The following is a 25509-nucleotide window of genomic DNA, read 5'->3' on the forward strand; positions in this document are numbered from 1 at the left end:
GCCACCCACTGCAAAGGAGCAGCAATCATGACGACAGACGTTCTGTGGTTCTCTGAACTTGGACTCAAGGACCTGGACAAGGTGGGCGGCAAGAACGCCTCACTGGGCGAGATGGTGCAGAACCTGACCTCGGCCGGCGTCCAGGTTCCGGACGGCTTCGCCACTACGGCAGACGCCTACCGCCGGTTCCTGTCCGACTCCGGACTGGACCAGAAGATCGCCGATCGCCTGGTGGGGCTGGACACGGATGACGTGACGGCCCTGGCCTCCGCCGGCCAGGAAATCCGCTCCCTGGTCCGGGATACGCCCTTCCTGCCCGACTTCGAAGCACAGGTCCGCGAGGCGTACCAGCAGCTGGTGGACAAGCATGCCGGCTCCGCGGACCTGTCCTGGGCGGTCCGGTCCAGCGCCACGGCGGAGGACCTGCCCGATGCCTCGTTCGCCGGGCAGCAGGAGACCTTCCTGAACGTCCGCGGGATCGAGAACATCCTGCAGGCCATCAAGGACGTCTTCGCGTCGCTCTACAACGACCGCGCCATCGCCTACCGCGTGCACCACAAGTTCGAACACGCCGAGGTGGCACTCTCGGCCGGCATCCAGCGCATGGTGCGCTCCGACGTCGGCGCTTCCGGCGTCATGTTCACCATGGACACCGAGTCCGGCTTCCAGGACGCCGTGTTCGTCACCTCCTCCTACGGGCTGGGTGAAGCCGTGGTGCAGGGTGCGGTGAACCCGGACGAGTTCTACGTGTACAAGCCCGCCCTGGCGGCCGGCCGCCCGGCGATCCTCAAGCGCGGCCTGGGGGAGAAGGCCCTGCAGATGACGTACACCAACAACAGCGAGATCGGCCGCACCATCGACTTCGTGCCGGTGGAGGCTTCGCTGCGCTCGCGCTTCAGCCTGACGGACGACGACGTGGAGCAGCTTGCCCGCCACGCCGTGGCCATTGAGAAGCATTACGGCCGTCCGATGGACATTGAGTGGGGCAAGGACGGGACCGACGGCGGCCTCTACATCCTGCAGGCACGCCCGGAAACCGTGCAGTCCCGCCGGGCCCCGGGCAGCATGAGCCGTTTCCGCCTGAACGCAACCGGCCCGGTGCTGGTGGAAGGCCGGGCCATCGGGCAGCGGATCGGGGCCGGCAAGGTCCGGATCCTTACCGCCATCGACCAGATGGCGTCGTTCCAAACCGGCGACGTGCTGGTGGCGGACATGACCGACCCCGACTGGGAACCGATCATGAAGCGCGCCTCCGCCATCGTCACCAACCGCGGCGGACGCACCTGCCACGCCGCCATCATCGCCCGCGAACTGGGGATTCCCGCCGTCGTGGGCACCGGCAACGCCACGGACACGCTGTCCGACGGCCAGGAAGTCACCGTGTCCTGCGCCGACGGCGAGACGGGGGCCATCTACGAGGGCCTGCTGGACTTCAGCGTTGAGGAAACCGGCATCACCAACCTGCCCGAGGCGCCGGTGAAGGTCATGATGAACGTGGGCACCCCCGAGCAGGCGTTCACCTTCGCGCAGCTGCCCAACCACGGCGTGGGCCTGGCCCGGCTGGAGTTCATCATCAGCCGGCAGATCGGCATCCACCCCAAGGCCCTGCTGAACCTGGACAGCCAGCCTGCGGATGTGGCCGCCGAGATCCGGGAACGGATCAGCGCCTACGACAGCCCCCGCGAGTACTACATCAAGCGCCTGGCCGAGGGCGTGGCCACCATCGCCGCCGCCTTTGCGCCGGAACCGGTGATCGTCCGGATGTCCGACTTCAAGTCCAACGAGTACGCCAACCTCATCGGTGGCCCGGCGTACGAGCCGCATGAAGAGAACCCGATGATCGGCTTCCGCGGCGCGTCCCGGTACCTGGAGCCGTCCTTCCGGGACTGCTTCGACCTTGAGTGCGAGGCCCTCTCTTTCGTGCGAAACGAGATGGGGCTGACCAACGTCAAGCTCATGATCCCGTTCGTGCGCACCCTGGACGAGGCGCGGGGCGTCATCGAACTGCTCGCCGAGAACGGGCTGCGCCGCGGCGAGAACGGCCTCGAGGTGATCATGATGTGCGAGCTGCCCTCCAACGCACTGCTCGCCGACGAGTTCCTCGAGTACTTCGACGGCTTCTCCATCGGCTCCAACGACATGACCCAGCTGACCCTTGGCCTGGACCGGGACTCGGCGATTGTGGCCAACAGCTTCGATGAGCGGGACCCGGCCGTGAAGAAGCTGCTGAGCATGGCCATCAAGGCCTGCAGGGCCCGCGAAAAGTACGTCGGCATCTGCGGCCAGGGCCCCAGCGACCACCCCGACTTCGCCGAGTGGCTGGTACAGGAAGGCGTCAATTCCGTCTCCCTGAACCCGGACACCGTGGTGGACACCTGGCTTCGGCTCGCCGGGGCCTCAGCTGACGCTTCGGAAGGTGCAGCCGTGGCCGCCGTCGGGGCAGCCTGACCGGGAACGCTTGACGATCAAAGGGGCGGTTCCGCCACTGCCGACAGGTGGTGACGGAACCGCCTTCACTGGTTGGACGGTTTCACTGGTTGGACGGTTCGGGGAGCAGCCCCAGCTGGCCAAGAAGTTCCATCTGGTCGAAGTAGGCGTGGTGCGCGGTGATCAGGCCTGCCTCCACTTTGGTGATGTCGCAGCTTCGCACCCGGACCTGCTTTCCTGTCGGCGGCAGCGTCCCGCCGGTGGGCAGGTTCAGCTGCCCGGTGTTCGTGCCCACCACGAAGCCCTCCAGGATGGCAACGTCCCCGGCCTCATGAGTGGCCACCTGCTGGTACGTGACGTCCGGCATGGCCTCCCAGAAGTGGAGGAAATAGTTGGTGATCGCCTCGCGGCCGGAGATCTCTCCCTGGTCCGGAGTGCTGATTACGGCGCCTTCGGCGTAGCAGCCTGCCAGCGCATCCCTGTCCTTTGCGTCCATGGCCGTCATCAGCCGGCCCATGACGTCACGTGCCTGTCCCATTGCAGCCTCCATTGTGGTTCCCGGTTTTCCTCTACGGACGGCCCGCTTCGTGCGGCGTCCGTAAAAGGAAAAGTACGACGGCGGAACACACCCCCGCGATCCCCGCACCAGGGGTTTCGGGGTGCCTGGAAAACCACCCATTTGGGGGATTGCCGGCCTGCCTGCCGGGCGGATACTGGAGGTATGTGGGAGGAGCGCGCGGAGCGTGCCCGGCGGGACATCGCCGCCATGGCCGCCGGCGGGATGGACCTGCCTGTCCTCTATACCTCGGCGCTGGCCGTGGTGCAGCGGGAGGTGCCGTTCGAGCAAGGGTGCTGGGCCGCCGTCGACCCCGCCTCCATGGTGATGACCTCCGTTACCAACTGGCTGCCGTGGCCGGTGGGTGGGCGCCAGTTCGAGGAGTATTTCCTCCGCTTTGCCCAGTCCGAATACACAGGCCGGGAACCCAACACCTTCGCCGAGCTGCTGCGCCGGCCCCGCCCCATCGCGAGGATTTCGGATGCGCCGCACCGTGAGGTGGTCCGCAGCGTCCGGATCAACGACCTGATCAAGCCGCTGGGCTTCGAGCATGAGTTGCGGGCCGCGTTCCGCGTGGACGACTTGTGCTGGGGCGTGGGGAGCATCTTCCGGGAAGGCGGCAGCGACTTCACCGACCGGGAGGTGGAATTCCTGGGCGCGGTGACTGCCACGCTCGCGTCGGCCACCAGGGCCGCCGTCCGCGTGGCGCACCCGGCGGGACCGGCCGCCGTCGGGCCTGTCATTGTCCTGGCCGGGCTGCACGGCGACCTCCGCGCGGCCACGCCGGCCGCCGCCTCCTGGCTTGCCCAGGTGGAGGAAGCTGCGCCCGGGCGCTTCAGCCAGACGCTTTATTCGGTGGTGGCGCAGGCGCATGCGGCGGCATCCGGGACGGCGCGGGCCAGGATGCGCGACGCCGGGAACAATTGGGTGGTGCTGCAGGCCAGCAGCCTCATCACCGGCGATGATCCCGAACAGATGGTGGTCACCGTGGAACCGGCAACCACCCACGACCTCGTGGCCCTGCTGCTGATGGCGTACGGCGTGACCGCCCGGGAACGGGATGTCTGCCTGGAGGTGCTGGCCGGAAGTTCGACGGCGGAGATCGCCCGGCACCTGTTCATCTCGCCGCACACGGTGCACGACCACTTGAAGTCGCTCTTTGAAAAGGTGGGCGTCGGCAGCCGCGGCGAGCTGGTGGCCAGGCTCCTAGCCTGACGGGCAGTCTGTTTTAACGGGTCCGAGGACTCTGTGTCCGCGGGCGCCCGCCCTGGAAGCTGGAGGTACAGCCGGCAACCGGAGGATCCCATGCATGCCTTGGCGGAATCGGTGCGCACGCACCCGCTGTGGTGGTACTACGTTGTTACCTTCCTCTTGTCGTGGGGCGCCATTGTGCTGGCGGTGTGGGCTGTCACGGGCGGCCTGTCGCCTACGCCGGAGCAGTTCCAGCTCACCATCCCCGTAACCGTGCCGGCGATGCTGCTCGGACCAGCGTTGGCCAGCCTGGTGCTTACCGGAGTTGCGTCGGGACGGGCAGGCTACCGGGATCTTCGGGCGAGGCTGCTGAGATGGCGTGTGGGCGGGCGCTGGTATTTGGCCCTGCTGGTGGCGCCGGTCTGTTTGGCCGCGTTCGTGCTGGTGCTCTGGCTGGCGTCCCCGGATTACGCGCCTCGGATCGCCACGGCTACAGATAAGGGCGGCACCATCCTCACTGGACTGGCCATCGGGCTGGCGGCGGGATTTCTCGAGGAAATCGGTTGGACCGGCTTCGCCATCCCCAAGGCGAGGCAGCGCTTCAGTGTTCTGTGGACGGGAATCCTGGTGGGGGTCCTGTGGGGTGCGTGGCACTTCTTCGTGAATTATTGGGGTGGGGGCGGGACCAATGGCGGGGTGCCCCTGGGAATCTTCCTGTCGCTGTGGCTGGTGGCCGTCCTCGTCGGCCAGCTTACGGCGTACCGGGTGCTCATGGTGTGGGTTTACGACCATACAGGCAGCGTGCTCCTGGCAGCGCTGATGCACGTGAGCCTCGCGGCGTTCCAGTACATCCTCAACCCGCTGACACCTGGCATTCCGCAGCAGGTCTATCCCTGGGGCCAGGCGGCCGCCATGTGGCTGCTGGTTGCTGCCGTGGCCCTTGCCCGCCGCGGGGACCTCACAAAACAAGGAACGACGACGGCGCCGGCATGAGCGCTGCGAGGCCGAGGCAGCATCTCAGTCCGCGCCTTTGCCGGCCAGGATCTGTTCGCGCAGGATGTCCGCGTGGCCGCAGTGCTGGGCGAGTTCCCGCAGCATGTGCAGGTACAACCAGCGCAGCGGGAGCGGTCCCCGCCGGTTGCCGGTCACGACGTCGTCGAGGCCCAGAGGGGCGGCCGCGCACCGGGACGCGGCGCACGCGTCCCGGTGGGCTTTCCGGACGGAGTCGATGGTGTCGCCGTCGTCCAGGATGAACGACTCGTCAGGAGTGGCGGGGATGCCGATCTCGCTGCGGGGACGGCCGGTGAAGGCTTCGTCGAACCAGACCTTCTCCACGAAGGTGGCATGCTTCACCAGCCCCAGCAGGGTGGTGCGGGAGGGAACCAGCCGACGCCGGACCTGCTCCTCGGTCAGCCCGTCCAGGCACCCGTTGAGCGCGGCCCGGTGCTCATCCAGGAAGAACTCGAACTGGACACGCGCAGGTTCGTTGATGACGTCGTCCATCGAGTGGGAGTGGGAAGCCATAAGCAGACCCTAGCAAGCCGCGGTTGGCATCGCCCGCGGCTATGGCCGCGGTTCCGGGGGCCGCCGGTGCCTGTGGTGGAGCTCGTAGTGGTCGAACACATCGGAGGACGTGCTTCCCACGTGGCCGAACTTCCCGCGCAGCACTTCGGCCAGGTCGTCCAGCGCCGCGTAGAGCATGCGCCCGGCAAACCGGAGTTCGGGGTTGTCGCTGCCTTGGGCGTCCGAGGCCAGGTGGTGGGCGTAGGCGATGGTGGCGGGAAGGGAGCCCCGTTGCTCCACCTCATGGAAGTAATAGGTCTCGTGGAAGGACAGGAGGTCGATGCTCACGGACGCCACGTTCTCCGCCATGGATTCCAGCAGTCCTGCTGCATGCCGTGCATCAAGTGAGGCGATGCCGGACGGACCCGCCGCTTCCCGGAACAGGTTCAACTGGTGGGCGAGTGCGCGCCGGCGGCTCAGCGCCGGGTAGGTCTGCAGGATCCACGAGACCGTGGCGGTCAGCAGGCCGAAACCGGCCACGGCCTGGAACGCCATCACCAGCCGCAGCAGCGGGTGCGTGGCCACGATCTCACCGAATCCAGCGGTGGAGAGGGCCACCAGCGAGATGTACAGGGCCTCCGCAAAGTCAGCCTGCCGTGGCACGTTGGCCGAGTAGGAGAACCCGTTCGACAAATGCGGGAGGTACAGCAGGGCCCAGCCCACGGCAGCCAGCGCCGCCCACGCAGCGATGACAGCCGCCATGGCCAGCGGGGCTGCGATGGAGGACGCCCCGCCCCTGAGTCTCCTGGACAGCAGCCAGAACCCGCGCATGATGGTCCTGCCCACCGGGCCCGAGCCGTGCGGGTACAGCAGGGTATGGAAGACGTCGGCGACCATCAGCAGAATCAGCGCGGCACCAATCACCGTCAGGAGCGCGTCCTCGAAGTTCATGCCTCATCTTAAGTGCGCCGGCTGCCCAGCCGGGGACCGGACAAGGCATAGAGGTACGACGGCGGAACACGGCGTGGGAGCGACGGGCCACTGGTTAGGCTGGCGCCATGGACTTTCGACTTCGCCAAGCGACACCGGAGGACGCCGAGGCGGTGGTGCTCATGCAGACTCTGGCCCATGAGGAGTGCTACCCGCATCTGCTCTCTGCGGAATTCTTCCGCCGCCGCAGGGCCAGCATCCCCGAGCGGGTGGAACGCCGGCGGCCATTCCTGGCCACTGACGAGCCACGGATCCTCGCGCTGGACGCCGACAATGACCTGGTGGGCTTCGCGGACGCCGGCCCGGGGCGCGACGACGACGGCCCCGAAGCCGTGGAGCTCTACTCGATCTACACCCTCCGGCGGACCTACGGAACGGGCCTTGGGGCAGCCCTGGTGAGCGCCGCCGTCGGCTCCGGCCCGGCCTACCTCTGGGTGGTGGAGAACAATCCCCGGGCCCTGGCCTTCTACCTGAAGCAGGGGTTCCGGCCGGACGGCAGGCGCAACACGCTTCCACCCGAGTGGGAGGGGCTGCCGGAGTTCCGGTTGGTCCGGCGCAGCAGCCAATAGTGTTCGACGGCGGCCCGTGGCCTGAGTGCAGCGCCCGCCTGAGTACAGCGCGGGGCTTAGTGCGGAGTCAGTTCATAGCGCCCGGGCGAGCGCCCGGCCGGCGGTCAGGCCGGTGAAGAGACAGCCGCCCAGGAAGGTGCCTTCCAGCGCGTTGTAGCCGTGGGCGCCGCCGCCGCCGAACCCCGCTGCCTCGCCGGCGGCGTACAGCCCGGGAATGGGGGCGCCGTCCTGTCCGAGGGCCTGGCCGTCAAGGTTGGTCTGGATCCCGCCCAGCGTCTTCCGCGTGACAACGTGCAGCCGGACGGCGATCAGTGGGCCCGCGGCAGGGTCCAGGATCCGGTGCGGCTTGACGGTACGGAAGAGCCGGTCGCCCAGGTACCGGCGGCTGTTGCGGATGCCCGCAACCTGGACATCCTTGGAGAAGGGGTTCCTGATCTCGGCGTCGCGCTCCTCGATCTGCCGCCTTATCAGCGCATGGTCCAGCAGCGGCTGGTCAGTCAGCCCGTTCATTCCGCGGACCAGGTCCGCCAGGTTGTCCGCCACCACAAAGTCCGCGCCGTGCTCCTTGAACGCCTCGATGGGACCGGACGAGCCGCGGCCCAGCCGGGTCTTCAGCAGCAGCTTGAGGTCCCGGTTGGTGATGTCCGGGTTCTGCTCGGAGCCGGAGAGGGCAAACTCCTTTTCGATGATGCGCTGGTTGAGGATGAACCAGGAATGGTCGTGCTGCTGGAGCTCCGGCGTTGTCCGGAGCAGGCGGAGTGTGCCCAGGGTGTCGTAGCCGGGCAGGCCGGGGGAGGGAAGGCGCCGACCCAGGGCATCGAACCAGAGGGACGACGGGCCGGGCAGGATCCGGATGGCATGGTCCGGCCAGATGGGGTTCCAGTTCTGGATCCCTTCGGTGTAGTGCCACATCCGGTCACGGTTCACCAGCCGCACCCCGGCCCCGTCTGCGATGTCCAGCATCCGTCCGTCGACGTGCTGCGGCACGCCTGTGACCATTTTCCGCGGCGGCGTCCCCAGCCGCGCAGGCCACCAGCGCCGAACCTGCCCGTGGTTGCCGCCGATTCCGCCGGACGCGATCACCACAGCCTGGGCCCGGAGTTCGAAATCGGCAACAACATCCCGGTTTGAGGACACCCCGCGCGGGGAATCATCAGGCGCCAGCACCGCGCCCCGCACCCCGGTGACCGTGCCGCCGTCGAACGTTAAACCGTCCACCCGGTGCCGGAAGAAGAACCTGGCGCTGCCCGCCCCGGAGGCCGCCCGCGCCTTGTCCGCGAACGGCTCCGAAACCCCGGTGCCGGTTCCCCACGGGACGTGGAAGCGGGGGACCGAATTGCCGTGGCCGCCGGCCCTGCCGTCGCCGCGCTCGGCCCAGCCCACCAGCGGGGTGAACCGGATGCCCTGTTCCTGCAGCCACGCGCGCTTCTCACCGGCGGCGAACTCCACATAGGCACGGCCCCACTGCTGTGCCCACTCGTCCTCAGGGTTGGGCCCGGAAAGCCGGTCCCACTGGGCGGAACCCTGCCAGTCCTGCCACGCCAGGTCGAAGGAATCCTTCACGCCCAGGCGCCGCTGCATGGGGGTGTCCACCAGGAAGAGCCCGCCCAGGGACCAGAAGGCCTGCCCGCCCAGGTTGGCCGCGTTTTCCTGGTCCACGATGGCCACCCGCCTGCCCACACGGACCAGCTCATTGCTGGCCACCAGCCCGGCCAGGCCACCGCCGATAATGATGACGTCCGCGTCCAGGCCTGTCACCGGGTGTTGTCCCGGCTGCCGGCGGCACCGGAGCGGCCGACGCTCCCGGCGGCACGAGCCAGCTTTTCGAACGAATCGCTCCACCCGTTCCGGTGCAGTTCCAGCCGCTCCTCCGTGAGGAACGGTACCTGCGAGAGCACCACCCGGGTTCCGGTTCCGGTGCCGGCGAGGGAGAGGTCCACGACGGTCTCGGTGTCGTCCGGCGCCGGTTCCTCCCAGGCGAAGGTGTAGACCAGGCGCCAGGGCGGATCGATCTCCAGGAACTTTCCTGAGAGGTGGAACGGTTCGCCCTCCGGCGGGGCCATGCGGAACCGGTAGCGCCCGCCCGCCACCAGGTTGATGTCCACTTCGGGGATACTGAAGCCGTGCGGGCCCCACCACTCGGCAAGCCGGGCAGGTTCCGTCAGCAGCAGGAACGTTGTCTCCGGCGGGGACGGGACCGTGCACTCCAGGTTCAGGACCAGCGCGGCTGGTTGCTCACTCATCGTCCCACTCTGCCATCCGCCGCGGCGGGCGGAAAGCAAGGCGCTGCGTGTGCGTGCCCGATGGGCTGTGCAGGGCTGACAGGGGAGTGCCTCAGCCAACCAAGCCGCTCGCCGCGCAATTCCTGCCGCTCGGCGCGCCAATAGTACGTTTGCTGATGATTTGCATGATGATAGCCCAAGGCAAAGGGCCCGGGTTCAACAAGGCCTTTCGCCTCTGGATCGATCAGACATCGACGTCATCGACAAGCAAAGGGAATCAACCATGGGCTTCCTGGACCGTGACCACTCCATCGCCCCGCCGGGCTTCAACCGCTGGCTGGTCCCGCCCGCGGCGCTCGCCGTCCATCTGTGCATCGGCCAGGCGTACGCCACCAGCGTCTACAAGACGGCGCTGGTCAAGCACTTCGGGGCCAGCCTGACCGAGATCGGCGTCATCTTCTCCATCGCCATCGTGATGCTGGGCCTTTCCGCCGCTGTCATGGGCACCTGGGTTGACACCAACGGCCCGCGCAAGGCGATGTTCACCTCCGCGATATTCTGGGCCGGCGGCTTCCTGATCGGCTCGGTGGGTATCTTCACGCACCAGCTGTGGCTCGTCTACCTTGGGTACGGGTTCGTGGGCGGCATCGGGCTGGGCATCGGCTACATCTCTCCGGTGTCCACATTGATCAAGTGGTTCCCGGACCGCCCCGGCCTGGCCACCGGCATGGCGATCATGGGCTTCGGCGGCGGCGCGCTGATCGCCAGCCCCGTGTCCCAGGCCCTGCTGAAGGCGTACGATCCGAACTCCGGCGCCCAGGGCTGGGTGGCCAGCGGCGATGCCGTGGGCAAGCTCTTCCTGACCCTCGCCGTCGTCTATCTCGCCTACATGCTGTTCGGCGCCTTCACCGTCCGGGTGCCCGCCGACGGGTGGCGCCCCGCAGGGTTCGACCCCGCCAAGGTCAAGGCGGCCAAGCTCGTCACCACGGAGAACGTGTCGGCGAAAAACGCCATCAAGACCCGGCAGTTCTGGCTGGTATGGGTGGCGCTGTTCTGCAACGTCACGGCCGGCATCGGCATCCTGGAGCAGGCGGCGCCCATGATCCAGGACTTCTTCCGGCAGTCCGACGGAAAGTCCCTGGTCAGTGCGAGCGTTGCTGCGGGCTTTGTGGGGCTGCTGTCCATCGGCAACATGTCGGGCCGCTTCGCCTGGTCCGCCACCTCCGACGTCACGGGGCGCAAGCGCATCTACATGGTGTACCTGGGCGTAGGTGCCGTGCTGTATACGGTGCTGGCGTTGGCCGGATCCACCGCCACCGCCCTTTACGTGGTGCTTGCCTTCGTCATCATCTCCTTCTACGGCGGCGGGTTTGCCACCGTCCCGGCGTACCTGCGGGACCTCTTCGGGACGTACCAGGTAGGCGCCATCCACGGCCGGCTGCTCACCGCCTGGTCCGCGGCCGGGGTGGCCGGGCCGCTGATCGTCAACAGCATCCTGGACGCGCAGGGCAAGCCCGGGCAGCTGAATGCCGCGTCCTACCAGCCCGCGCTGCTGACCATGGTGGCCCTGTTGGTCATCGGGTTCGTGGCCAACCTGCTGGTCAAGCCCGTCGACGCACGGTTCCACGAACGCCGCCCCGAGCGGCACGAATCTTCCCTGGAGGCATGAAATGAGCAGCACAGCACACAACCACGGCGCGCACCAGCCGGTCCGCCGGTCCACCGGCAGGCTGGTACTGGCTTGGGTTTTGGTGGGAATCCCGCTGGCCTTTGGGGTCTTCCAAACGCTGACCCAGGTGGCGGCGCTGTTCGGGTAGCCGCCCGGGCTGGGCCAGCGTTGGGCCGTGCGTCACAGTGGCCCAGTTTTGGTCGGCAAGCGACGGCAGCCGCCCGCGATACTCAGGGTTTCACCATGAAAACTGGGCCACTCTGGGCGCGCATCACGCCAGGCGTCAGGCCGTGGCAGGGTTGGCGAGCCGGCTGCGCAGCACCGTTGCGGTCAGCCACGTGACCACGCTGCAGGCTGCGGCTCCCCACAGGATGTCCGTCACGGCCACCAGGGCCGTGAAATCCTTCAGCACAGCGAACCCGGTCAGCGCCCATGTGGCGTAGGTGAAGAACCCAAAGAGGGCAGCGCCGCCCACCCGCTGCCGCAGGCTGATGCCGGGGGTGTTGGGCCGGACGCCGTAGTGCACCATCCCCGCCACGAAGATGACATAGAAGAGGACAGCGCCGGGCAGATTGGCCCTGGGCGCCAGCAGGTGGCCGATCTGGCTCTGGTACAGCGGGTTGGCCACCAGCAGGATCCACACCACATCCAGCACCGCGAATATCAGTGCGCTGACAACGTACGTGATCAGCCAGTTCCTGGTGCGGGGGACCATGCTTTGACTCCTTGTGTCGGTGACGGTTGCAGAAGCTGTTCGGCGCCGTGGCAAGGGATGGACTGGTCATACGCGCGGGCCACCCATACAAGCCCCCCGCCGCTCCGAAGACCAAGTGGCAGGCGCCGTGCGTTGTGGAGAATGAAGGTGGCCGCATGATCGTTGGGACCGGCCGTGCAGCAGAGCGCGGCGGGCCAGGGGAAAGGAACGTGTCCGTGAACGAAAAGAGCCGCAAGGCACTCATCAGCACCGTAATTGCCGTGGTGGTGGCGGTTCTCATTGCCCTGGCCGGCAGCCAGGGCGGCTCCCGGATTGGCGGGTTCCCGGTGTTCGCGCTGGGGGTTGCCATCGCGTTCGTGATCCAGTGGCTGGTGTTCATCCCGTCCTACAGGGCGCAGACGGAAAAGTTCTACGACCTTACCGGCGCCCTGACCTACATCTCCATCACGGTGTTCCTGGTCCTGGCCTCCCCGGGCGTGGACGCGCGGGGAGGGGTGCTGGCGGCCATGGTGGTGCTGTGGGCCGCGCGGCTGGGCAGTTTCCTGTTTATGCGGATCAGCAAGCACGGCAAGGACGACCGCTTCGATGAGCTCAAGCCGGACTTCTTCCGTTTTCTGAACACCTGGACCATCCAGGGCCTGTGGGTGGTACTCACCGCGGCGCTGGCCTGGGTGGCCATCACGTCCGACCAGAAGATGGGCCTGGACGGGTTCTTTTGGGTGGGCCTGCTGGTATGGGCCGCAGGGATCGCCATCGAGACCGTGGCTGACCTCCAGAAGACCCGCTTCAAGGACGACCCCGCCAACAAGGGCCGCTTCATCAGCACCGGACTGTGGTCCAGGTCCCGCCACCCCAACTACTTCGGCGAGATCACGCTCTGGGTGGGCGTGGCCATCATCGCCCTGCCCGTCCTGCAGGGCTGGCAGTGGGCGGCCCTAATCTCCCCGGTTTTCGTGGCCCTGCTGCTTACCAAGGGCAGCGGCGTGCCGCCCCTGGAGAAGAAGGCGGACAAGAAGTGGGGCGGCCAGGCGGACTATGAGGAGTACAAGAAGAACACGCCCGTGCTGGTCCCGAAGCTCAAGTAGGGGCTTTGGGCAGGACGTACGACGGCGGCACCCGGGCTGGGTGCCGCCGTCGCGGCTTGGAAGGGCGGTTCGCTCCAAGCAAGTAGCCCCTAACCTCCGATCCGAGTACCCCCTTACCCGTGCCCGGCGGCGGGTGGCAACGTAGTCTCGAAAGACAGTGCGGTTATGCAGAGGCCTCTTGCGCTGCACGTTGCTGGGGACGTGGGGTTCTACTCCGGGGAGCGACATTGTCAAAGCATAGGAATTTCAACAGGGGTCTACCGGGCAGCGGAGGCAGGCCTCCCTGGCTCAACAGGCCGAAGGACATGAAACCCGGGGCGGTGCTGACGGCGCTCCTGCTTGCGGCCGAGGGCGGCATGGTCATGGTGCCGGTTGCCGCGACAGCCGCTGGCGCGCAATTGCCCGCTGCCACAAACTGTTCGGCCACCCTGCTCCCGGGCATCGGCGGCCAGGGCAGCAACGCAGTGGCGTCGAGCAGCAACGGCCTGGTGGTAGGCCTCGCCGATACTGCCTCCGGAGGATCCGCGCCGGTGCTCTGGCGCGATGGCCAGCCCACCCAGTTGGCGATTCCACTCGATGCCGCAGTCCCCACCTCCGTAAACAAGGACGGAGTAGTCGTCGGCACGGGATATGACACGGCCAATGAGGTCCTGGTCGGCTGGTGGTGGCAGAACGGTGTCTATCACACCCTTCCCGTCAACCCGGGTGACATCGCGCTCCCGTCGATGGTCTCGGACAGCGGCGTCGTGGTCGGCGCGCTGATCAACGACGAGGAGCACTCGGACGGCCCGGGCGCGGATGACGACGAGCGTCCCGCTGTCTGGTCCACGCTGACCACGGCACCCCGGGCGCTCACCCTGCCCGCCGGTGCACAAGGTGGGCATGCTTTCGCGATCGGTCCGGACGGCACGATCGGCGGGGTGGCCCTCGACAGCGGCGGCACGCCGGTCCTGTGGTCGCCGGCCGGTACCCCGACGTCCCTTCCGACCCTTAGCGGGCGCGGCGGTGTGGTCCTTGCCATCGACTCGGCGGGGCAGGCGATCGGCCAGAGCGCCGTCAATGAGGGAACCCACGCTGCCACCTGGGACAAGTCCGGCTCCGTCAGCGATGCAGGCGCGGCAGCCGGCCCCTCCTCGAGTGCGGCATCGGGCGTTCCGGGCATCGCGGTGGGAACCGGCAGTTCGTCGTCCTTCCGCGGGGACCGCCCCCAAGCGGTGATGTGGATCGGCAAGAGCGCACGGATCCTGCCGCCAGGCTCTGACGGCCAGTTCACCGGAGTGTCCGGGGCGGCCACGTCGGCCTCACGGCAGGCCGGCCCCACCGTTATCACCGGCTACTCCGCCGCAGCCAACGGGCTGCGCCGCGCTACTGTTTGGAGCTGCAAGTGAACGCCCGCAGGCGCATGCGCCACCCACTGCGCTTGACGCTGGCAGTCCTTCTCGGCACTGCCCTTGTCCTTGCGAATGTCTCCTTCCTTGCCACATCGTGGAACCCGCAGGCCACCGCGGCCACCACCGTGAGCCTGGGGTTCGCCGGTGACACCGGCGGCAACACGAACACCGGCAAGGTGATCGATGCGGCACGCAACGCCGGGACCTCCGCCATGTTCAACCTCGGCGACCTGTCCTACTCCCAGATCACCCCGGAGTCTGCCTGGTGTTCATTCGTCAAGCAGCATGCCGGGACCATGCCCTATGAGTTCATCACCGGGAACCACGAGGACGACGGGCCCGACGGCGTCTGGTCCAACTTCGCCTCGTGCCTGCCGGACAAGCTCGGCGCGGTGGGGAATTACGCCCAGCAGTTCTACACGGACTATCCGGCAACCAGCCCCCTGGTCCGGCTGATCATGGTGTCCCCGAAGCTGACGTACAGCGGAAGCGGCCTTGACTGGTCCTACAAGTCCGGGACGCAGGGCTACAAATTCGTGACGTCGGCCATCGACTCGGCCCGTGCTGCCGGGATCCCCTTCATCATCGTTGGCATGCACATGTACTGCCTGTCGATGGTGAACTACCCCTGTGCCGCCAGTCCTGACCTGATGAACATGCTGGTGTCCAAGAAGGTGGATCTGTACCTGCAGGCCCACGACCATGCCTACGCTCGCAGCTACCCGCTGGCGCTCAAGGGCAGCTGCACGTCCATCCCCGTCACCAGCTTCAATCCCGACTGTGTGGCCGACACCGATCCGACGGGGCAGTTCGCCGCCGGTACCGGGACCATCCTGGCCACAGTTGGTTCGGGCGGCAGGTCGCTCAACAGTGAGAGCAACACGACGACGGCTCCGTACTTCCAGCGATTCATGGGCAGCAACAACAATCCAACGTATGGCTTCCTGAAGGTGTCGGTGACCAGCACCACCCTGAGCGGGTCATTCGTCGGCGCCTCGGGCGGGACGTTCACCGACAATTTCTCGGTCACCCGGCCTGCCCCTTCACCAAGCCCGACGCCGACCGCTACGGCGACAGCGACTGCGACTGCCACGCCAACGCCTACCCCGACTCCAACTCCAACGCCAACACCGACTCCAACGCCGACGCCCACGACGACGACGCCCCCGGCGACAGCCGTCTCGGTCCGGTCGACGGCCACGGGATCGGGTGAACTGACGGCGGCCGGGTCCTATACGCCCTCCCTGCCGGCAGGCTGGCAGCCTGGCGACACGGTATTCCTGTACTCGCAGGTAACCGTGTCCGGGTCCGCGAACACCACCGCTCCGGCGGGGTGGACGCGGGCAGTGGGCGATTTCACCAGCGCCAGCTCCGCCTCGGCGCACCAGGCAGTCTGGTACCGGGTGATGCAGGCCGGTGACACCGCCCCGAGCGTGCCTGAGCCGGCCTCCCGGTATGCCTGGTCCACTGTTGCCGTCCAGGGCGCAAACACCACAACGCCGCTGGACGTCACGCCCACCACGGACACCAACAGCGGGGTGGCCTACCCGGATGTCCGGGCGCCGTCCATCACGCCGGTAACACCGGGGTCGCTGTTGTTGACCGCCCACGGCGTCAGGAACGGCACCAACTCGGCCACCACGTCCTTCACGCCACCGGCAGGGACCACCGAGCTGGGTGATGCCACCTCCAATATCGCGGCCAAGTCGAACGCGGCCATTGAGGTCAACGCCCTTCCGCTGACCGATACGTCCGCCACCGGCACGAAGGCCGCCACGGCATCCTCAAGCCTGGGCACGCTCATCAACCAGTGCGGCTCGGCCATCGTGGTGCGGCCGGCGGGTCCGTGAGCGGGAGCCAATGATGATGCAGCGGAAGCCTACGTAGCCGTCTCCGGAGGGCTTTCGACGGCGGCACCCGGCCCGGGTGCCGCCGTCGCCGTGTCTGCGCCGTACTTGTGCACGCCTGTCCGGCCCAGCAGGGCGACGCCGAGGGTGAGGAGTGCGGTCAGCAGGACCCCGAGCCCCAGGTGGAGCTGCACGAACCCGGCGCCCACCGCTGCGCCGGCCATGATGAGCCCGATCGCCGCGAGCCGCCGTCCCCAGAACGGGTGCGTGCCGGCGCCAAAGCGGGAGTCGGCCGCCAGGCCCGTGATGGTGGAAGTGACCACCACGGTGGGGACATCCTTGACATTGAGGTGCCGCGCGGTGGCGGCCTGCACACCCATGGTCACCGCCAGGGTGCCGGTGATGGCAACGGTCAGGGCTTCATTGTGCCTGGGGTGCACGCCGCTGAGGAGGAGGGTGGCCACAACAGCCATCACAGCGCTGACGCCCACCAGCAGCCCGGTGGTGCGGCGGTTCCACCCTGACGTGGTGGGCCGCAGCGCCCGGCCGGAGATGACGGCGCCGGTCATGAATCCCGTGAGCGCCACGATGGGGCCAAGGATCGGGAGGTTGTCCCCGCCCAGCAGCGCCATGCCCAGGATCACCACGTTGCCGGTCATGTTCGCCGTGAACACCCGGTCCAGGCCCAGATAACCGACGGCGTCGAGCACCCCGGTGGAAAACGTGAGGACCAGCATGAGCAGCAGGTGCAGCCTGGCCGGATGGGCGGGGAGGAAGCGGGCGGGCATGCGCATACCTTTCGGCAGTCCTGGTGGCGGGACGCGGATTGTGCCCAGCAGGGGCGACTGTTCCAGTATGCGCCGGGGCCTTGCCGGCCGGGGAAACGCGGGAAGAGGGAGCAGCCGCAGCTTCACGTCCTTGCCCGAAACAATGCCCGCGCCAGGCACGCGCTGGACGGCCGCCGTCGTCCTTTCCGCGTTGTTGGCGCTCTTCACACCAGGCCTGCCGGCGGTTGCGGTCGACGGCAGCACGGTCGCCGTCAATGCAGCCGATGTGCTGGAGACCCTCCCGGTCAAGGGGCGGGCGCCGAAGACGGGGTACGAGCGGTCGCTGTTCGGGCCAACGTGGGCGGACGTGGACCAGAACGGCTGCGACACCCGCAACGACATCCTGCGGCGGGACCTTACCGAGGTCACCTACACCGGCAGCGTCACCTGCACGGTCAAGACCGGAGTGCTGGCGGACCCGTACACCGGAACGGTCATCAACTTCGTCCGCGGCACCACCACCAGCAGCGCCGTGCAGATCGACCACGTGGTGGCGCTCAGCGATGCCTGGCAGAAGGGCGCGCAGCAGCTGACCACCAAGCAGCGGACGGCGTTCGCGAATGATCCGCTGAACCTGCAGGGAACGGACGGACCCACCAACCAGCAAAAGGGCGACGGCGACGCGGCCACCTGGTTGCCGCCGGCCAAGGCCTTCCGATGTGAGTATGTGGCCCGGCAGGTGTCGGTGAAGGCGCGGTACAGCCTGTGGGTGACGCAGGCGGAGCGCGATGCGATCGCCGGCATCCTGGCAAGCTGCCCCGGGCAGCCGGCACCGGCGACTGTGGCGCCCGCCGCCGCTACGGCTGTTGTGTACTACGCGAACTGCGCCGAGGCGGTGGCTGCCGGAGCCGCGCCGCTGTATGCCGGCACTGCCGGCCACCGGGCCGGGCTGGACGGCGACGGCGACGGGGTGGCCTGCGAAGGGTAGCCGCGGGACTTAGCGCCCGGGGAAGGGAGCGGGCCCCGTTTCCGGTGGCCTGCCGTTTTGCATACCGGCCCCCGCAATGAGCGCGCCGGCAACCAGGAGGACCAGCGGCGTCTGGAAGACAGAGCCCAGGATGGACAGCCCTGAATCCGCGATGGGCCTGGACGCCGCGACGAGGCATGCCACGTCCATCGCCAGGGCCACCACATAGCCGGCGACGAAACAGACCACCGCCGCGCGAGGCCTGTAGTTCCTGGTGGCGGCCCGCACCGCGGCGTCGTAGACCCGGTACTTGAGTCCGATGAAAAGGGGAGTGAACGTCAGGATGTACAGGACATCCACTTCTTCCGGAAATTTGAAGAGAGGAACGTTTGCGTTGCCGTGGTAGACGCCGTCGGAGAAGAACCACAGGGCGCCCACGTGGATCAAAATCAGCAGGACCGAGACCAGTCCGTACCGCAGCCACGCCCCGCGCCTGGTCATTCCCATCGCCATGGACCAGTATGGCATCGGCCGTAAAGGGATTTTCAAGGAATCTGCGGCAAACTTGAGACTGCTCCCACGAACGAAAGCAGACCCAATTGATTACCCTCCAGCAGGATGCCGACGGCTTCATCCGGATGAACCGGCACTACCCGGCCAGCGTCCGGATCCGGATCGCTTTCAAAGACGGCACTACGGGTGAGTTCTCCGGCCGGACCCTGAACAACGCCTACGACGCCGCGCTCGCGGAATTCCGCGCCAAAAACGGGCTGGATGCGCGCGGCTACTCCCGGACCACCGCGGGCCGGACCAACTCCGGCAACAGCGTCGACTACGTTCCCGTCCACCCCGGCATGGGGGAGTAGCGGGACGCCATGGCCGATGACGGAGCACCCGCGGCCCTCTTTGACCGCGCCGTTGTGATCTTCAATCCGGGCAGGGCCGGGATGGACGCGCGGATCGAGGCGTTGCATCTGGACCTGGCGGCAGACCTGCCGGGCCTGCCGGTTGAGCTGCTGCCCACGGAGTATGCGGGGCACGCCCGCGTGCTTGCGCGGACCGAGGCTGGGCGGGGTGCACCACTCATCGTGTCCGTCAGCGGCGACGGCGGGTACAACGAGGTGGTCAACGGCGTGATGGACGTTCCCGGCAGCAAAGCGGTGTGCACCGTGATTCCTGCAGGCAACGCCAACGACCACTACCGGAGCCTGCCCGCCCGGACCCTCAGCCAGGCAATCCGGGAGAAAGCGGTCCGGCCCATCGACCTGCTGCGCGTCACGTTCCGCAGCGGCGGCCGGGAGGAGGTCCTGTACGCGCATTCCTACGTGGGTTTCGGGCTGACGCCCTTGATGGCCATCGGCATCGAAAAGGGCGGCAAAGGAAAAGTCCTGGAACTGGTGTCCGTTGCCCGCACGCTCCGGAACCTGAGGCCGTTCGAGCTGGTGCGGGACGACGGGGCGACGGCAAAGTTCGACAGCCTGATCCTGGCCAACATCTCCCGCATGGCGAAGTACGGAACGGTCAGTGAGTCGCACTATCCGGACGACGGACGGTTCGAGGTAGTGACCCTGCCCCACGCCGGGCTGATGAAGATGGCGCTGATGACGCTCCGCGCCGTGACGCTGGGACTGGGGGAGCAGCCCAGCGTCACCAGCTATGCCTTTTCCACGCGGAATGCTGTGCCGTGCCAGATCGACGGCGAGGTGGTCCATATCCAGGCAGGTACGCATGTCCTGGTGGAAAGCGCCAAGGGTGCCCTGGCCACTCTGTGACCGTTCGCCGCAGGACTGCGCCCGTGCGTACAGGCCGGAAGTGGTTACGGCTGCACGGAGTCGAAGAACGTGTAACCGGTGTCCGGCTGTCCGTTCGCTGCCTCATGTGATTTCATCCGGATGAAGTCCATGTCCTGCTGGGACAGCGTGGTCTCGCCGTGGACGTCGTCGTTGGCCGCTTCGCCATTGGCCGCACTGATTTCCGCGGAGAGCGTCCGCGGAAGGATCATGCACCCCGGGTTTTCCATCAGCCACTGCGTTACAGCGGAGGGAAGCTGGTTCCATTGGTCGCGGATGCGCAGATCTGTCATGGTGTGCCTTTCGTGGCAGTTGCCGGATGCGAGTCGAAGAGAGTGTCGGCTGCTGCCCGGCGGAGGGACCCAAAGGGACGTACTGTCGGAGACAGGATGTCCAGTCACGGGTGTCCCGGGTACGTTGAGTGTACGCCCAATAGCGGGCTCCAACGTGCGGGAAGCCCTGGCATTTTCTGGCTTCCCCCAGGGCTGCCATCCGGCGTCCGTTCAGGGGCGTTCCATGGTGACCGTACCGGCGTCGCCATCCACGGCGATCCGCTGCCCGCTGCTGAGCCGCTGCGTCGCCACCCCGGTGCCCAGGACCGCCGGGATGCCATACTCGCGGGCCACGATGGAGCTGTGGCTCAGCGGGCCGCCCACGTCGGTCACCACGGCGGATGCCATGGCGAACAGCGGAGTCCACGCGGGAGTAGTAATGCGGGCCACCAGCACCTCGCCGGGCCGCATCTGGCCGAAATCCCCGGGTCCGCGCAGGACGCGCGCCGGTGCGGTGACCTTGCCGGAACTGGCGCCGGCGCCTTTGATCACGTCGCCGGCCTGGTGCTGGGAGCCTGCCGGCATCCACGACCCGAAAGACCGTTCCATCCACTTGCTCTCGGGAAGCATCTGCGGTGCATTCGCCTTCGCCTGGCCCCGCCACAGCATCCGGCGCTCCTCGACGGCGGCGGCCCGGACGGGACGGGCAGCTCCGGCAATCACCACGGCGGCCGGAGCCCCGGGCTCGGCGAGACCGAATTCGACGGCGCTCCGCAGCTCCTGGTGCCGGAGCCAGAACACGTCATCCGGCGCCGCGACCACGTGGGAGTCCACCAGGCGCCGGCCGAGTTCCAGCAGCATGCGCCGCATCAGCGGCCAGGCCAGCCCGACGTCGGCCAGCGCGTCTTCGCGTGAGGGTGCCGTTTCCTGGGCCCACTTCAGCAGCCGGTGGAACAGGGCCCGGCGCCGCGGCCCCAGCCGGGCGGCCATCTCCCGGGTCAGTTCCTCCCGGCGTTCGGTGAGCTGCCGCTGCCGCTCGTGCGGGTCCGTGCCCTGCCCGCGCAGGTAGAACTTCACCGTCTCCAGCTGGGCGGACGGGTCGTCGGCCGGCACCGGGGTGGCGAAGTCCAGGTTGTAGACGGCATGCCCGTACAGGTCCAGGTGTTCCTTGAAGGCAAGCCGCCATTCCTGCCACAGGACGTCGTCCACCCCTTCCGGTGCGGCACCGGTGCGCTGGCACCCGGCGAGCTCCGCCGTCGGCCGCTCCAGCAAAGCCGCTGCCAGCGCCGGATCGCTGCGCGCCCAGCCCGCCAGATCGTAGAGGGACTTTTCCGCCCGGATGGGTTCGCTGTCGAAGCCCAGCAGGAACGCCGGGGCCGGGGGATCGCCGTGGCGCCGGACGGCCCTGCCATAGAACGTCCGGAACGAAAGCTCGCTCATGGCGGCGAGCGGAATGATGGACTGCACGGCCGTGTAGTACACGGTTCCGGCGTCCAGGAGGGCCTGCACCCCCTCCAGCAACTGCCCGCCGGTGAGCTCCGAGGGGGGTTTCACGGACCAGTCCTTGATCACCCGTTCGTAGCGCGGGTGCGAATAGTCGCGCCACCCGGCGATGCCCATGTGCGCCGTGCCGCGGAACAGCGCCCCCATCGCCGGCACCGTCCGGCCCGTCATCCGCAGCATGGCCCAGTTGCGGTAGTAGTAATAGGCGTAGCCGTTGATGGTGGGGAACCGCACCTCGCCCTCGCGCAGGGAGCTGATGCCCAGCGCCTGGTTCATCAGGGCGGACAGCGAGCGGGACACCGAGCCGTCAATGAGGTCGGCGAAGAGCGGGGAGAGCGGGTCCGGCATCTGCTCCACGATGCTCGCCCGGAAGTAGAGCCCGTTGGGATAGGGCACGGGCCAGGTCTCGGGGACGTCGGCCGCGGGTTCGGCCAGTGCGGTGATGGTCCGGGACTGCAGCAGGAAGAACCGGCCGCCGGCCCGCGCCCATTCGACGTCCTGCGGAGACCCGAAGTGGTCCGCGATCCGCTGGCCGTAGCGGGCCAGCTCCGCAGCTGCCGCGTCATCCAGGACAGACGCACGACGGCGGGCTTCCGCCACCGGCTGCTCCCGGGTTCCGTTCTCCACGGGAACGGTCATGACCTCCTTGTCGGCCGTCTGCCGCGAGATGATCCTTCCGGTGGCGGACTCAACCACCAGGTCATCGGTGGTCACCGTTCCGCTGACCACGGCCTCGCCCAGGCCCCATGCGGCGCTGATCGCCGTCTGGTCGCGCCGGCCGTTGGCGGGGTTGGCGGTGAACATGACGCCGGCGGCGTCGGCTTCCACCATCTGCTGGACGACGACGGCGAGCCGCACCTGCCCGGGCTGCACACCTTCGCGGGTGCGGTAGGCCATGGCGCGCGCCGTCCAGAGGGAGGCCCAGCAGTCGGTCACGGCTTGGGCCAGGGCGTCCTGGCCGCGGAGGTTCAGGTAGGTTTCCTGCTGCCCGGCGAAACTGGCCGACGGCAGGTCCTCGGCGGTGGCGGAAGAACGCACAGACACGGACGTCCCGCTGCCCAGGCGTTGGTAGGCGGTGGCGAGTTCGGCTTTGATGGCCGGTGGCATGGTGCCTTTGCCGAACAGGGCCCGTAGCTGCCCGGAGGCGTGTTCGTAGTCCTCCGGCGAGGCGTCGGGTGGGAGGGAGGCCAGTTCCCGGATGGCCGCATCGAGGTTGTTCCCGGTGACGAATTCCGAGTAGGCGGCGGTGGTGAGGACGAACCCGGGCGGGACCGGCAGGCCGGCCTGGATGAGGCCGCCGAGGCCCACCGCCTTGCCGCCGGCTGTGCCGAGGTCGTCCAGGCCCACGTCGCCCAAGTCTTTGACGTAGGTCATGACTGTGTCCCCCTGCCGCGCATCGCCGTCGGCCGTTTCAGACGGCACACCCGCCTGCGTCCCGGGAGCCGTCCTCCTGCAATTGACATGTTCCAGCCTGTGCCGCGGCGCCGGGACCCAGCTAGGGCCTAACGGCCTTCCGGAAGCGTCCGCATACCCCTAATCGCGGTGTTGCCACGGCGCCCGCCATTAGGTATCCCCGCGTATTGACTGCCTGTAGCCGGAGGCATACTTTCGGCCTTGTCGGGGCCGGACATCCGTAATCCGCGGAATGTGGCGCCGTCGCATGCACATGCCAGGGAGGAAAGACCATGCCGAAGTATTTGTTTGAAGCAACGTACGTGGGCCAGGGGATCAAGGGGCTGATGCAGGAAGGCGGTACCAAGCGGCGTGATGCCCTGGCGGAGGCCTTGAAGTCCGTGGGCGGCTCGCTGGAGAGCTTTTATTACGCGTTTGGCTACTATGACGTCCTTGGCGTGTTCGAGGCGCCGGACGATGCAAGTGCCGCGGCACTGTCGCTGCTGATCAATTCGACCGGGAACGTCAACGTCCGCCTGAAGCCGCTCCTCACCGTGGAAGACCTGGACGAAGCAGCCAAGAAGACGCCGTCGTACCGGGCCCCGGGACAATAGGCGGGTTTGCAGCTTTGCAGTGGGCCGGCGTCGGGGAATTTACGACGGCGGCCCGCCGGCTTGGGCGTTCCACCCAGCTTGGGCGTGCCAGCGTGCAGTGTGGGGCCTAGGGCAGGGCCGGATGGCCGAAGGAGGGACGCTGGCCGGAGCGGTAGGCGGAGTCGATGATGGGTTCGAGTTCGTCGAGCACGGTGTGGTTTCCGGGGAGAACCACATGGGCCAGGAATTCCGATTCAAGCGTGGCAATGCCGGCTGCCGCCGCCCCGAGTTTGGCGTCGATGGCCAGCGCCAGGGCATGCCAGGATTTGCGGTTGACGCGTTCCAGGACCTTGGCGTTCGCTTCGTGGAGCCGGCTGTCCGCGATGTCCCCGCGGATGGCCAGGGCGCCTTCTGACTGCAGCAACTGCATGACGATCCGGAACTGCCTGCCATCGCCCTTGAAGGCGACGGCGCCCAGGCTTCCCCGCTGGCTGAAGATGATGTCCGTTGCCCCGTAGTTCTCGAGCGCCTGCCTGATGTGTTTCCGGGAAACCTCGCTGCTGTAGGAGTCACCCCGGGTGTAAGGACCTGTCATCTTCTAACTATGCGCCCTTTTGGCAGCGTGCGCGTACGCGCACCACGGCAGGTGGGGCTATTCCGCGGTGCCAAAGACTTCTGCGACCAGCGGAGCGCCCACGGTGTGGACCGCAGGTAGGATCGGAGGATTGCCGCGGGGGTCGGCAATACGTTTGGGGGAACACCGTGATGCATCTGCCGCTCCGCCGTGCCGCAGGCGCGGCCTTTTCTGCCGGGACGGCACTGCTGGCCAGCGCTTCGCTCATGCTGGGATCCGCCGTCGTAGCCGCCCCCGCGTCCGCGGCCGATCCGAAGGTGATTGGCGCCGTCGGCCAGCCGCTGGGTATTGCGTCCGGCCCGGACGGCACGCTGTACGTCAGCGACTACAACTGGGCGGGCAGCGTCAACGTCTACAGGCCGGGGGAGACGGTGCCGTCCCGCACCATCACCACCGGGCACTTCCCCGCCTCGCTGGCCGTAACGCCGGACGGGACGCTGTACGTGGCGCAGAGCGATGGTGCGCAGTCAGAAATCGGCGTGGTGGCACCGGGCACGGACGAAGTCTCGCTGGTGATGAAGGTTCCTGCCGGCACGCGGTGGCTGGCCGTGGGGCCGGAGGGATCGCTCTACGTGGTCAATTCGGACCAGAACTCGGTGTCGGTGGTGAAGCCGGGCGATGCGTGGGTGCAGCGGATCATCCAGGCCGGGCCGTATCCGGTGAAGGTCGCACTGGCCAGGGACGGGACGGCCTATGCCACCAACCAGCTGGCCGGCACCGTCACCGTGGTTCCGGCCGGTGCGCCGTGGCCGTCGCACACGATTGATGTGGGTGCCAGGGCCGAGCCGCACGGGATCGCCGCGGCGCCGGACGGGACCGTCTATGTGGCCAACATCCTCACCAACGATGTTGCGGTGATCGAGCCCGGCGGCACAACGGTGGAGCGGCGGATTCCCGTGGGCACTGCGCCTCAGGAGGTGCTGGCCGCTGCCGACGGGACCGTGTACGTGACCAACAGCCTGGACGATACCGTGTCCGTCATTCCCGCCGGGGCGGCGGCTGCCGCGCGTACCATCGCCACCGGGGACGATCCTGCCCGGATGGTGCAGCGGAGCGACGGGTCCGTGGTGGTGGTCAACAGGAAAGGCAGGTCACTGACCGTTCTCGACGGCGGACAGGCCACCGGAGCGGCGCCCACCACGGGTGGGGGAGAGCCGGCAGCAGCAGCCGACGGCGGCGCATCAGATGGTGCCGGGTCAGATGGTGCCGGGTCGGAAGGTGCCGGGTCAGAAGGTGCCGACATCGCCCAGGGATCCTTCGATGTGGCAGTTCCGGCCGTCGCCGCCGGAGCGGGCGCTTTGTTCCTGGGCGGCGCCGTCTTGCTTGTTGTGGTGCTGCGCCGCCGCCGGAAGGTCAGCGGGGCTGACGGCGCCGAGGTGTGGGCGCTGGACTAGCCCAAGCGCTCCGGCTGATGCGCCGGGCAGAG

The 25509-nt window shown here is 67.7% G+C and carries 25 protein-coding genes; 14 read left to right on the plus strand and 11 right to left on the minus strand.

All coding sequences use genetic code 11. The annotated features are described in order from the left end of the window. The first annotated feature begins 27 nt into the window (after positions 1-27). Positions 28-2448 (plus strand): phosphoenolpyruvate synthase, encoded by a 2421-nt coding sequence (ppsA, locus tag LDO86_RS04860; RefSeq protein ID WP_224084295.1) that lies wholly within the window; start codon positions 28-30, stop codon positions 2446-2448. Positions 2449-2530: 82 nt separating this feature from the next. On the opposite strand, the gene LDO86_RS04865 is transcribed toward ppsA, so the two are convergent. Next, positions 2531-2965 (minus strand): nuclear transport factor 2 family protein, encoded by a 435-nt coding sequence (locus LDO86_RS04865; RefSeq protein WP_018770549.1) that lies wholly within the window; start codon positions 2963-2965, stop codon positions 2531-2533. Between the two features lie 183 nt (positions 2966-3148). On the opposite strand from LDO86_RS04865, the gene LDO86_RS04870 reads away from it, so the two are divergent. Beyond that, entirely contained in the window at positions 3149-4198 is a 1050-nt protein-coding gene (locus LDO86_RS04870; protein ID WP_224084296.1) for a LuxR family transcriptional regulator, read from the plus strand. Between the two features lie 90 nt (positions 4199-4288). Beyond that, a complete protein-coding gene (locus LDO86_RS04875; RefSeq protein ID WP_224084297.1) occupies positions 4289-5167 on the plus strand; it encodes a CPBP family intramembrane glutamic endopeptidase in 879 nt (292 codons plus the stop codon). Between the two features lie 24 nt (positions 5168-5191). Here LDO86_RS04875 and LDO86_RS04880 read toward each other — a convergent pair whose 3' ends face one another. Both LDO86_RS04880 and LDO86_RS04885 read right to left on the minus strand, forming a co-directional pair. Next, the gene (locus tag LDO86_RS04880) at positions 5192-5698 is read right to left on the minus strand and encodes a DinB family protein (RefSeq protein WP_224084298.1); all 507 of its coding nucleotides are present in this window, start codon (positions 5696-5698) and stop codon (positions 5192-5194) included. 39 nt (positions 5699-5737) lie between these two features. Continuing rightward, positions 5738-6628 carry a potassium channel family protein gene (locus tag LDO86_RS04885; protein ID WP_134165533.1) on the minus strand — a complete coding sequence of 297 codons (891 nt, stop codon included), beginning with the start codon at positions 6626-6628 and terminating at the stop codon, positions 5738-5740. A 107-nt stretch (positions 6629-6735) separates the two neighbouring features. On the opposite strand from LDO86_RS04885, the gene LDO86_RS04890 reads away from it, so the two are divergent. Continuing rightward, positions 6736-7236 (plus strand): GNAT family N-acetyltransferase, encoded by a 501-nt coding sequence (locus LDO86_RS04890; RefSeq protein ID WP_144601507.1) that lies wholly within the window; start codon positions 6736-6738, stop codon positions 7234-7236. A gap of 72 nt (positions 7237-7308) precedes the next feature. Here LDO86_RS04890 and LDO86_RS04895 read toward each other — a convergent pair whose 3' ends face one another. Both LDO86_RS04895 and LDO86_RS04900 read right to left on the minus strand, forming a co-directional pair. Continuing rightward, positions 7309-8985: an FAD-binding dehydrogenase gene (locus LDO86_RS04895; RefSeq protein WP_224084469.1), complete on the minus strand. Its 1677-nt coding sequence runs from the start codon at positions 8983-8985 to the stop codon at positions 7309-7311. A 5-nt stretch (positions 8986-8990) separates the two neighbouring features. Further along, positions 8991-9479 (minus strand): SRPBCC domain-containing protein, encoded by a 489-nt coding sequence (locus LDO86_RS04900; RefSeq protein WP_224084299.1) that lies wholly within the window; start codon positions 9477-9479, stop codon positions 8991-8993. 262 nt (positions 9480-9741) lie between these two features. Here LDO86_RS04900 and LDO86_RS04905 point away from each other — a divergent pair, with 262 nt between their 5' ends. Continuing rightward, positions 9742-11127 (plus strand): OFA family MFS transporter, encoded by a 1386-nt coding sequence (locus tag LDO86_RS04905; protein ID WP_224084300.1) that lies wholly within the window; start codon positions 9742-9744, stop codon positions 11125-11127. A 1-nt stretch (position 11128) separates the two neighbouring features. Further along, positions 11129-11275, plus strand: a complete 147-nt coding sequence (locus LDO86_RS04910) for a hypothetical protein (protein WP_018770535.1) — start codon at positions 11129-11131, stop codon at positions 11273-11275. Positions 11276-11410: 135 nt separating this feature from the next. Here the strand turns inward: LDO86_RS04910 and LDO86_RS04915 are convergent, their stop codons facing one another. Next, positions 11411-11842: a DUF2177 family protein gene (locus tag LDO86_RS04915; RefSeq protein WP_224084301.1), complete on the minus strand. Its 432-nt coding sequence runs from the start codon at positions 11840-11842 to the stop codon at positions 11411-11413. A 215-nt stretch (positions 11843-12057) separates the two neighbouring features. Between LDO86_RS04915 and LDO86_RS04920 the strand changes: the two genes are divergently transcribed. The 3 genes from LDO86_RS04920 to LDO86_RS04930 all read left to right on the plus strand — a co-directional run bounded on the left by LDO86_RS04920 (position 12058) and on the right by LDO86_RS04930 (position 16168). Further along, complete coding sequence (locus LDO86_RS04920; protein WP_224084302.1) at positions 12058-12927, plus strand: DUF1295 domain-containing protein; 870 nt, start codon at positions 12058-12060, stop codon at positions 12925-12927. Positions 12928-13232: 305 nt separating this feature from the next. Further along, complete coding sequence (locus LDO86_RS04925; protein WP_018770532.1) at positions 13233-14315, plus strand: hypothetical protein; 1083 nt, start codon at positions 13233-13235, stop codon at positions 14313-14315. Beyond that, a complete protein-coding gene (locus LDO86_RS04930; protein ID WP_224084303.1) occupies positions 14312-16168 on the plus strand; it encodes a metallophosphoesterase in 1857 nt (618 codons plus the stop codon). The genes LDO86_RS04925 and LDO86_RS04930 overlap by 4 nt, the downstream gene beginning before the upstream one ends. Before the next feature lie 29 nt (positions 16169-16197). Here the strand turns inward: LDO86_RS04930 and LDO86_RS04935 are convergent, their stop codons facing one another. Beyond that, entirely contained in the window at positions 16198-16953 is a 756-nt protein-coding gene (locus tag LDO86_RS04935) for a YoaK family protein (protein WP_224084304.1), read from the minus strand. Between LDO86_RS04935 and LDO86_RS04940 the strand changes: the two genes are divergently transcribed. After that, positions 16901-17920: a DUF1524 domain-containing protein gene (locus LDO86_RS04940; protein WP_224084305.1), complete on the plus strand. Its 1020-nt coding sequence runs from the start codon at positions 16901-16903 to the stop codon at positions 17918-17920. The genes LDO86_RS04935 and LDO86_RS04940 overlap by 53 nt on opposite strands. A 9-nt stretch (positions 17921-17929) precedes the next feature. Here the strand turns inward: LDO86_RS04940 and LDO86_RS04945 are convergent, their stop codons facing one another. After that, positions 17930-18400 (minus strand): hypothetical protein, encoded by a 471-nt coding sequence (locus LDO86_RS04945; protein ID WP_224084306.1) that lies wholly within the window; start codon positions 18398-18400, stop codon positions 17930-17932. A 98-nt stretch (positions 18401-18498) separates the two neighbouring features. Between LDO86_RS04945 and LDO86_RS04950 the strand changes: the two genes are divergently transcribed. Next, positions 18499-18765: a hypothetical protein gene (locus tag LDO86_RS04950; RefSeq protein ID WP_018770526.1), complete on the plus strand. Its 267-nt coding sequence runs from the start codon at positions 18499-18501 to the stop codon at positions 18763-18765. A 9-nt stretch (positions 18766-18774) separates the two neighbouring features. Further along, positions 18775-19671, plus strand: a complete 897-nt coding sequence (locus tag LDO86_RS04955; RefSeq protein ID WP_224084307.1) for a diacylglycerol kinase family protein — start codon at positions 18775-18777, stop codon at positions 19669-19671. A gap of 44 nt (positions 19672-19715) precedes the next feature. Here the strand turns inward: LDO86_RS04955 and LDO86_RS04960 are convergent, their stop codons facing one another. Both LDO86_RS04960 and LDO86_RS04965 read right to left on the minus strand, forming a co-directional pair. Continuing rightward, positions 19716-19982 carry a hypothetical protein gene (locus LDO86_RS04960; RefSeq protein WP_144601518.1) on the minus strand — a complete coding sequence of 89 codons (267 nt, stop codon included), beginning with the start codon at positions 19980-19982 and terminating at the stop codon, positions 19716-19718. Between the two features lie 210 nt (positions 19983-20192). Beyond that, positions 20193-22838 carry a PEP/pyruvate-binding domain-containing protein gene (locus LDO86_RS04965; RefSeq protein WP_224084308.1) on the minus strand — a complete coding sequence of 882 codons (2646 nt, stop codon included), beginning with the start codon at positions 22836-22838 and terminating at the stop codon, positions 20193-20195. Between the two features lie 311 nt (positions 22839-23149). On the opposite strand from LDO86_RS04965, the gene LDO86_RS04970 reads away from it, so the two are divergent. Next, complete coding sequence (locus LDO86_RS04970) at positions 23150-23470, plus strand: GYD domain-containing protein (protein WP_018770522.1); 321 nt, start codon at positions 23150-23152, stop codon at positions 23468-23470. Between the two features lie 106 nt (positions 23471-23576). Here the strand turns inward: LDO86_RS04970 and LDO86_RS04975 are convergent, their stop codons facing one another. Next, positions 23577-24044 (minus strand): hypothetical protein, encoded by a 468-nt coding sequence (locus tag LDO86_RS04975; protein ID WP_018770521.1) that lies wholly within the window; start codon positions 24042-24044, stop codon positions 23577-23579. Between the two features lie 170 nt (positions 24045-24214). On the opposite strand from LDO86_RS04975, the gene LDO86_RS04980 reads away from it, so the two are divergent. Continuing rightward, a complete protein-coding gene (locus tag LDO86_RS04980; RefSeq protein WP_224084309.1) occupies positions 24215-25477 on the plus strand; it encodes a hypothetical protein in 1263 nt (420 codons plus the stop codon). Positions 25478-25509: the final 32 nt, after the last annotated feature.

Source organism: Arthrobacter sp. StoSoilB19 (assembly GCF_019977275.1).
Classification (GTDB): domain Bacteria; phylum Actinomycetota; class Actinomycetes; order Actinomycetales; family Micrococcaceae; genus Arthrobacter.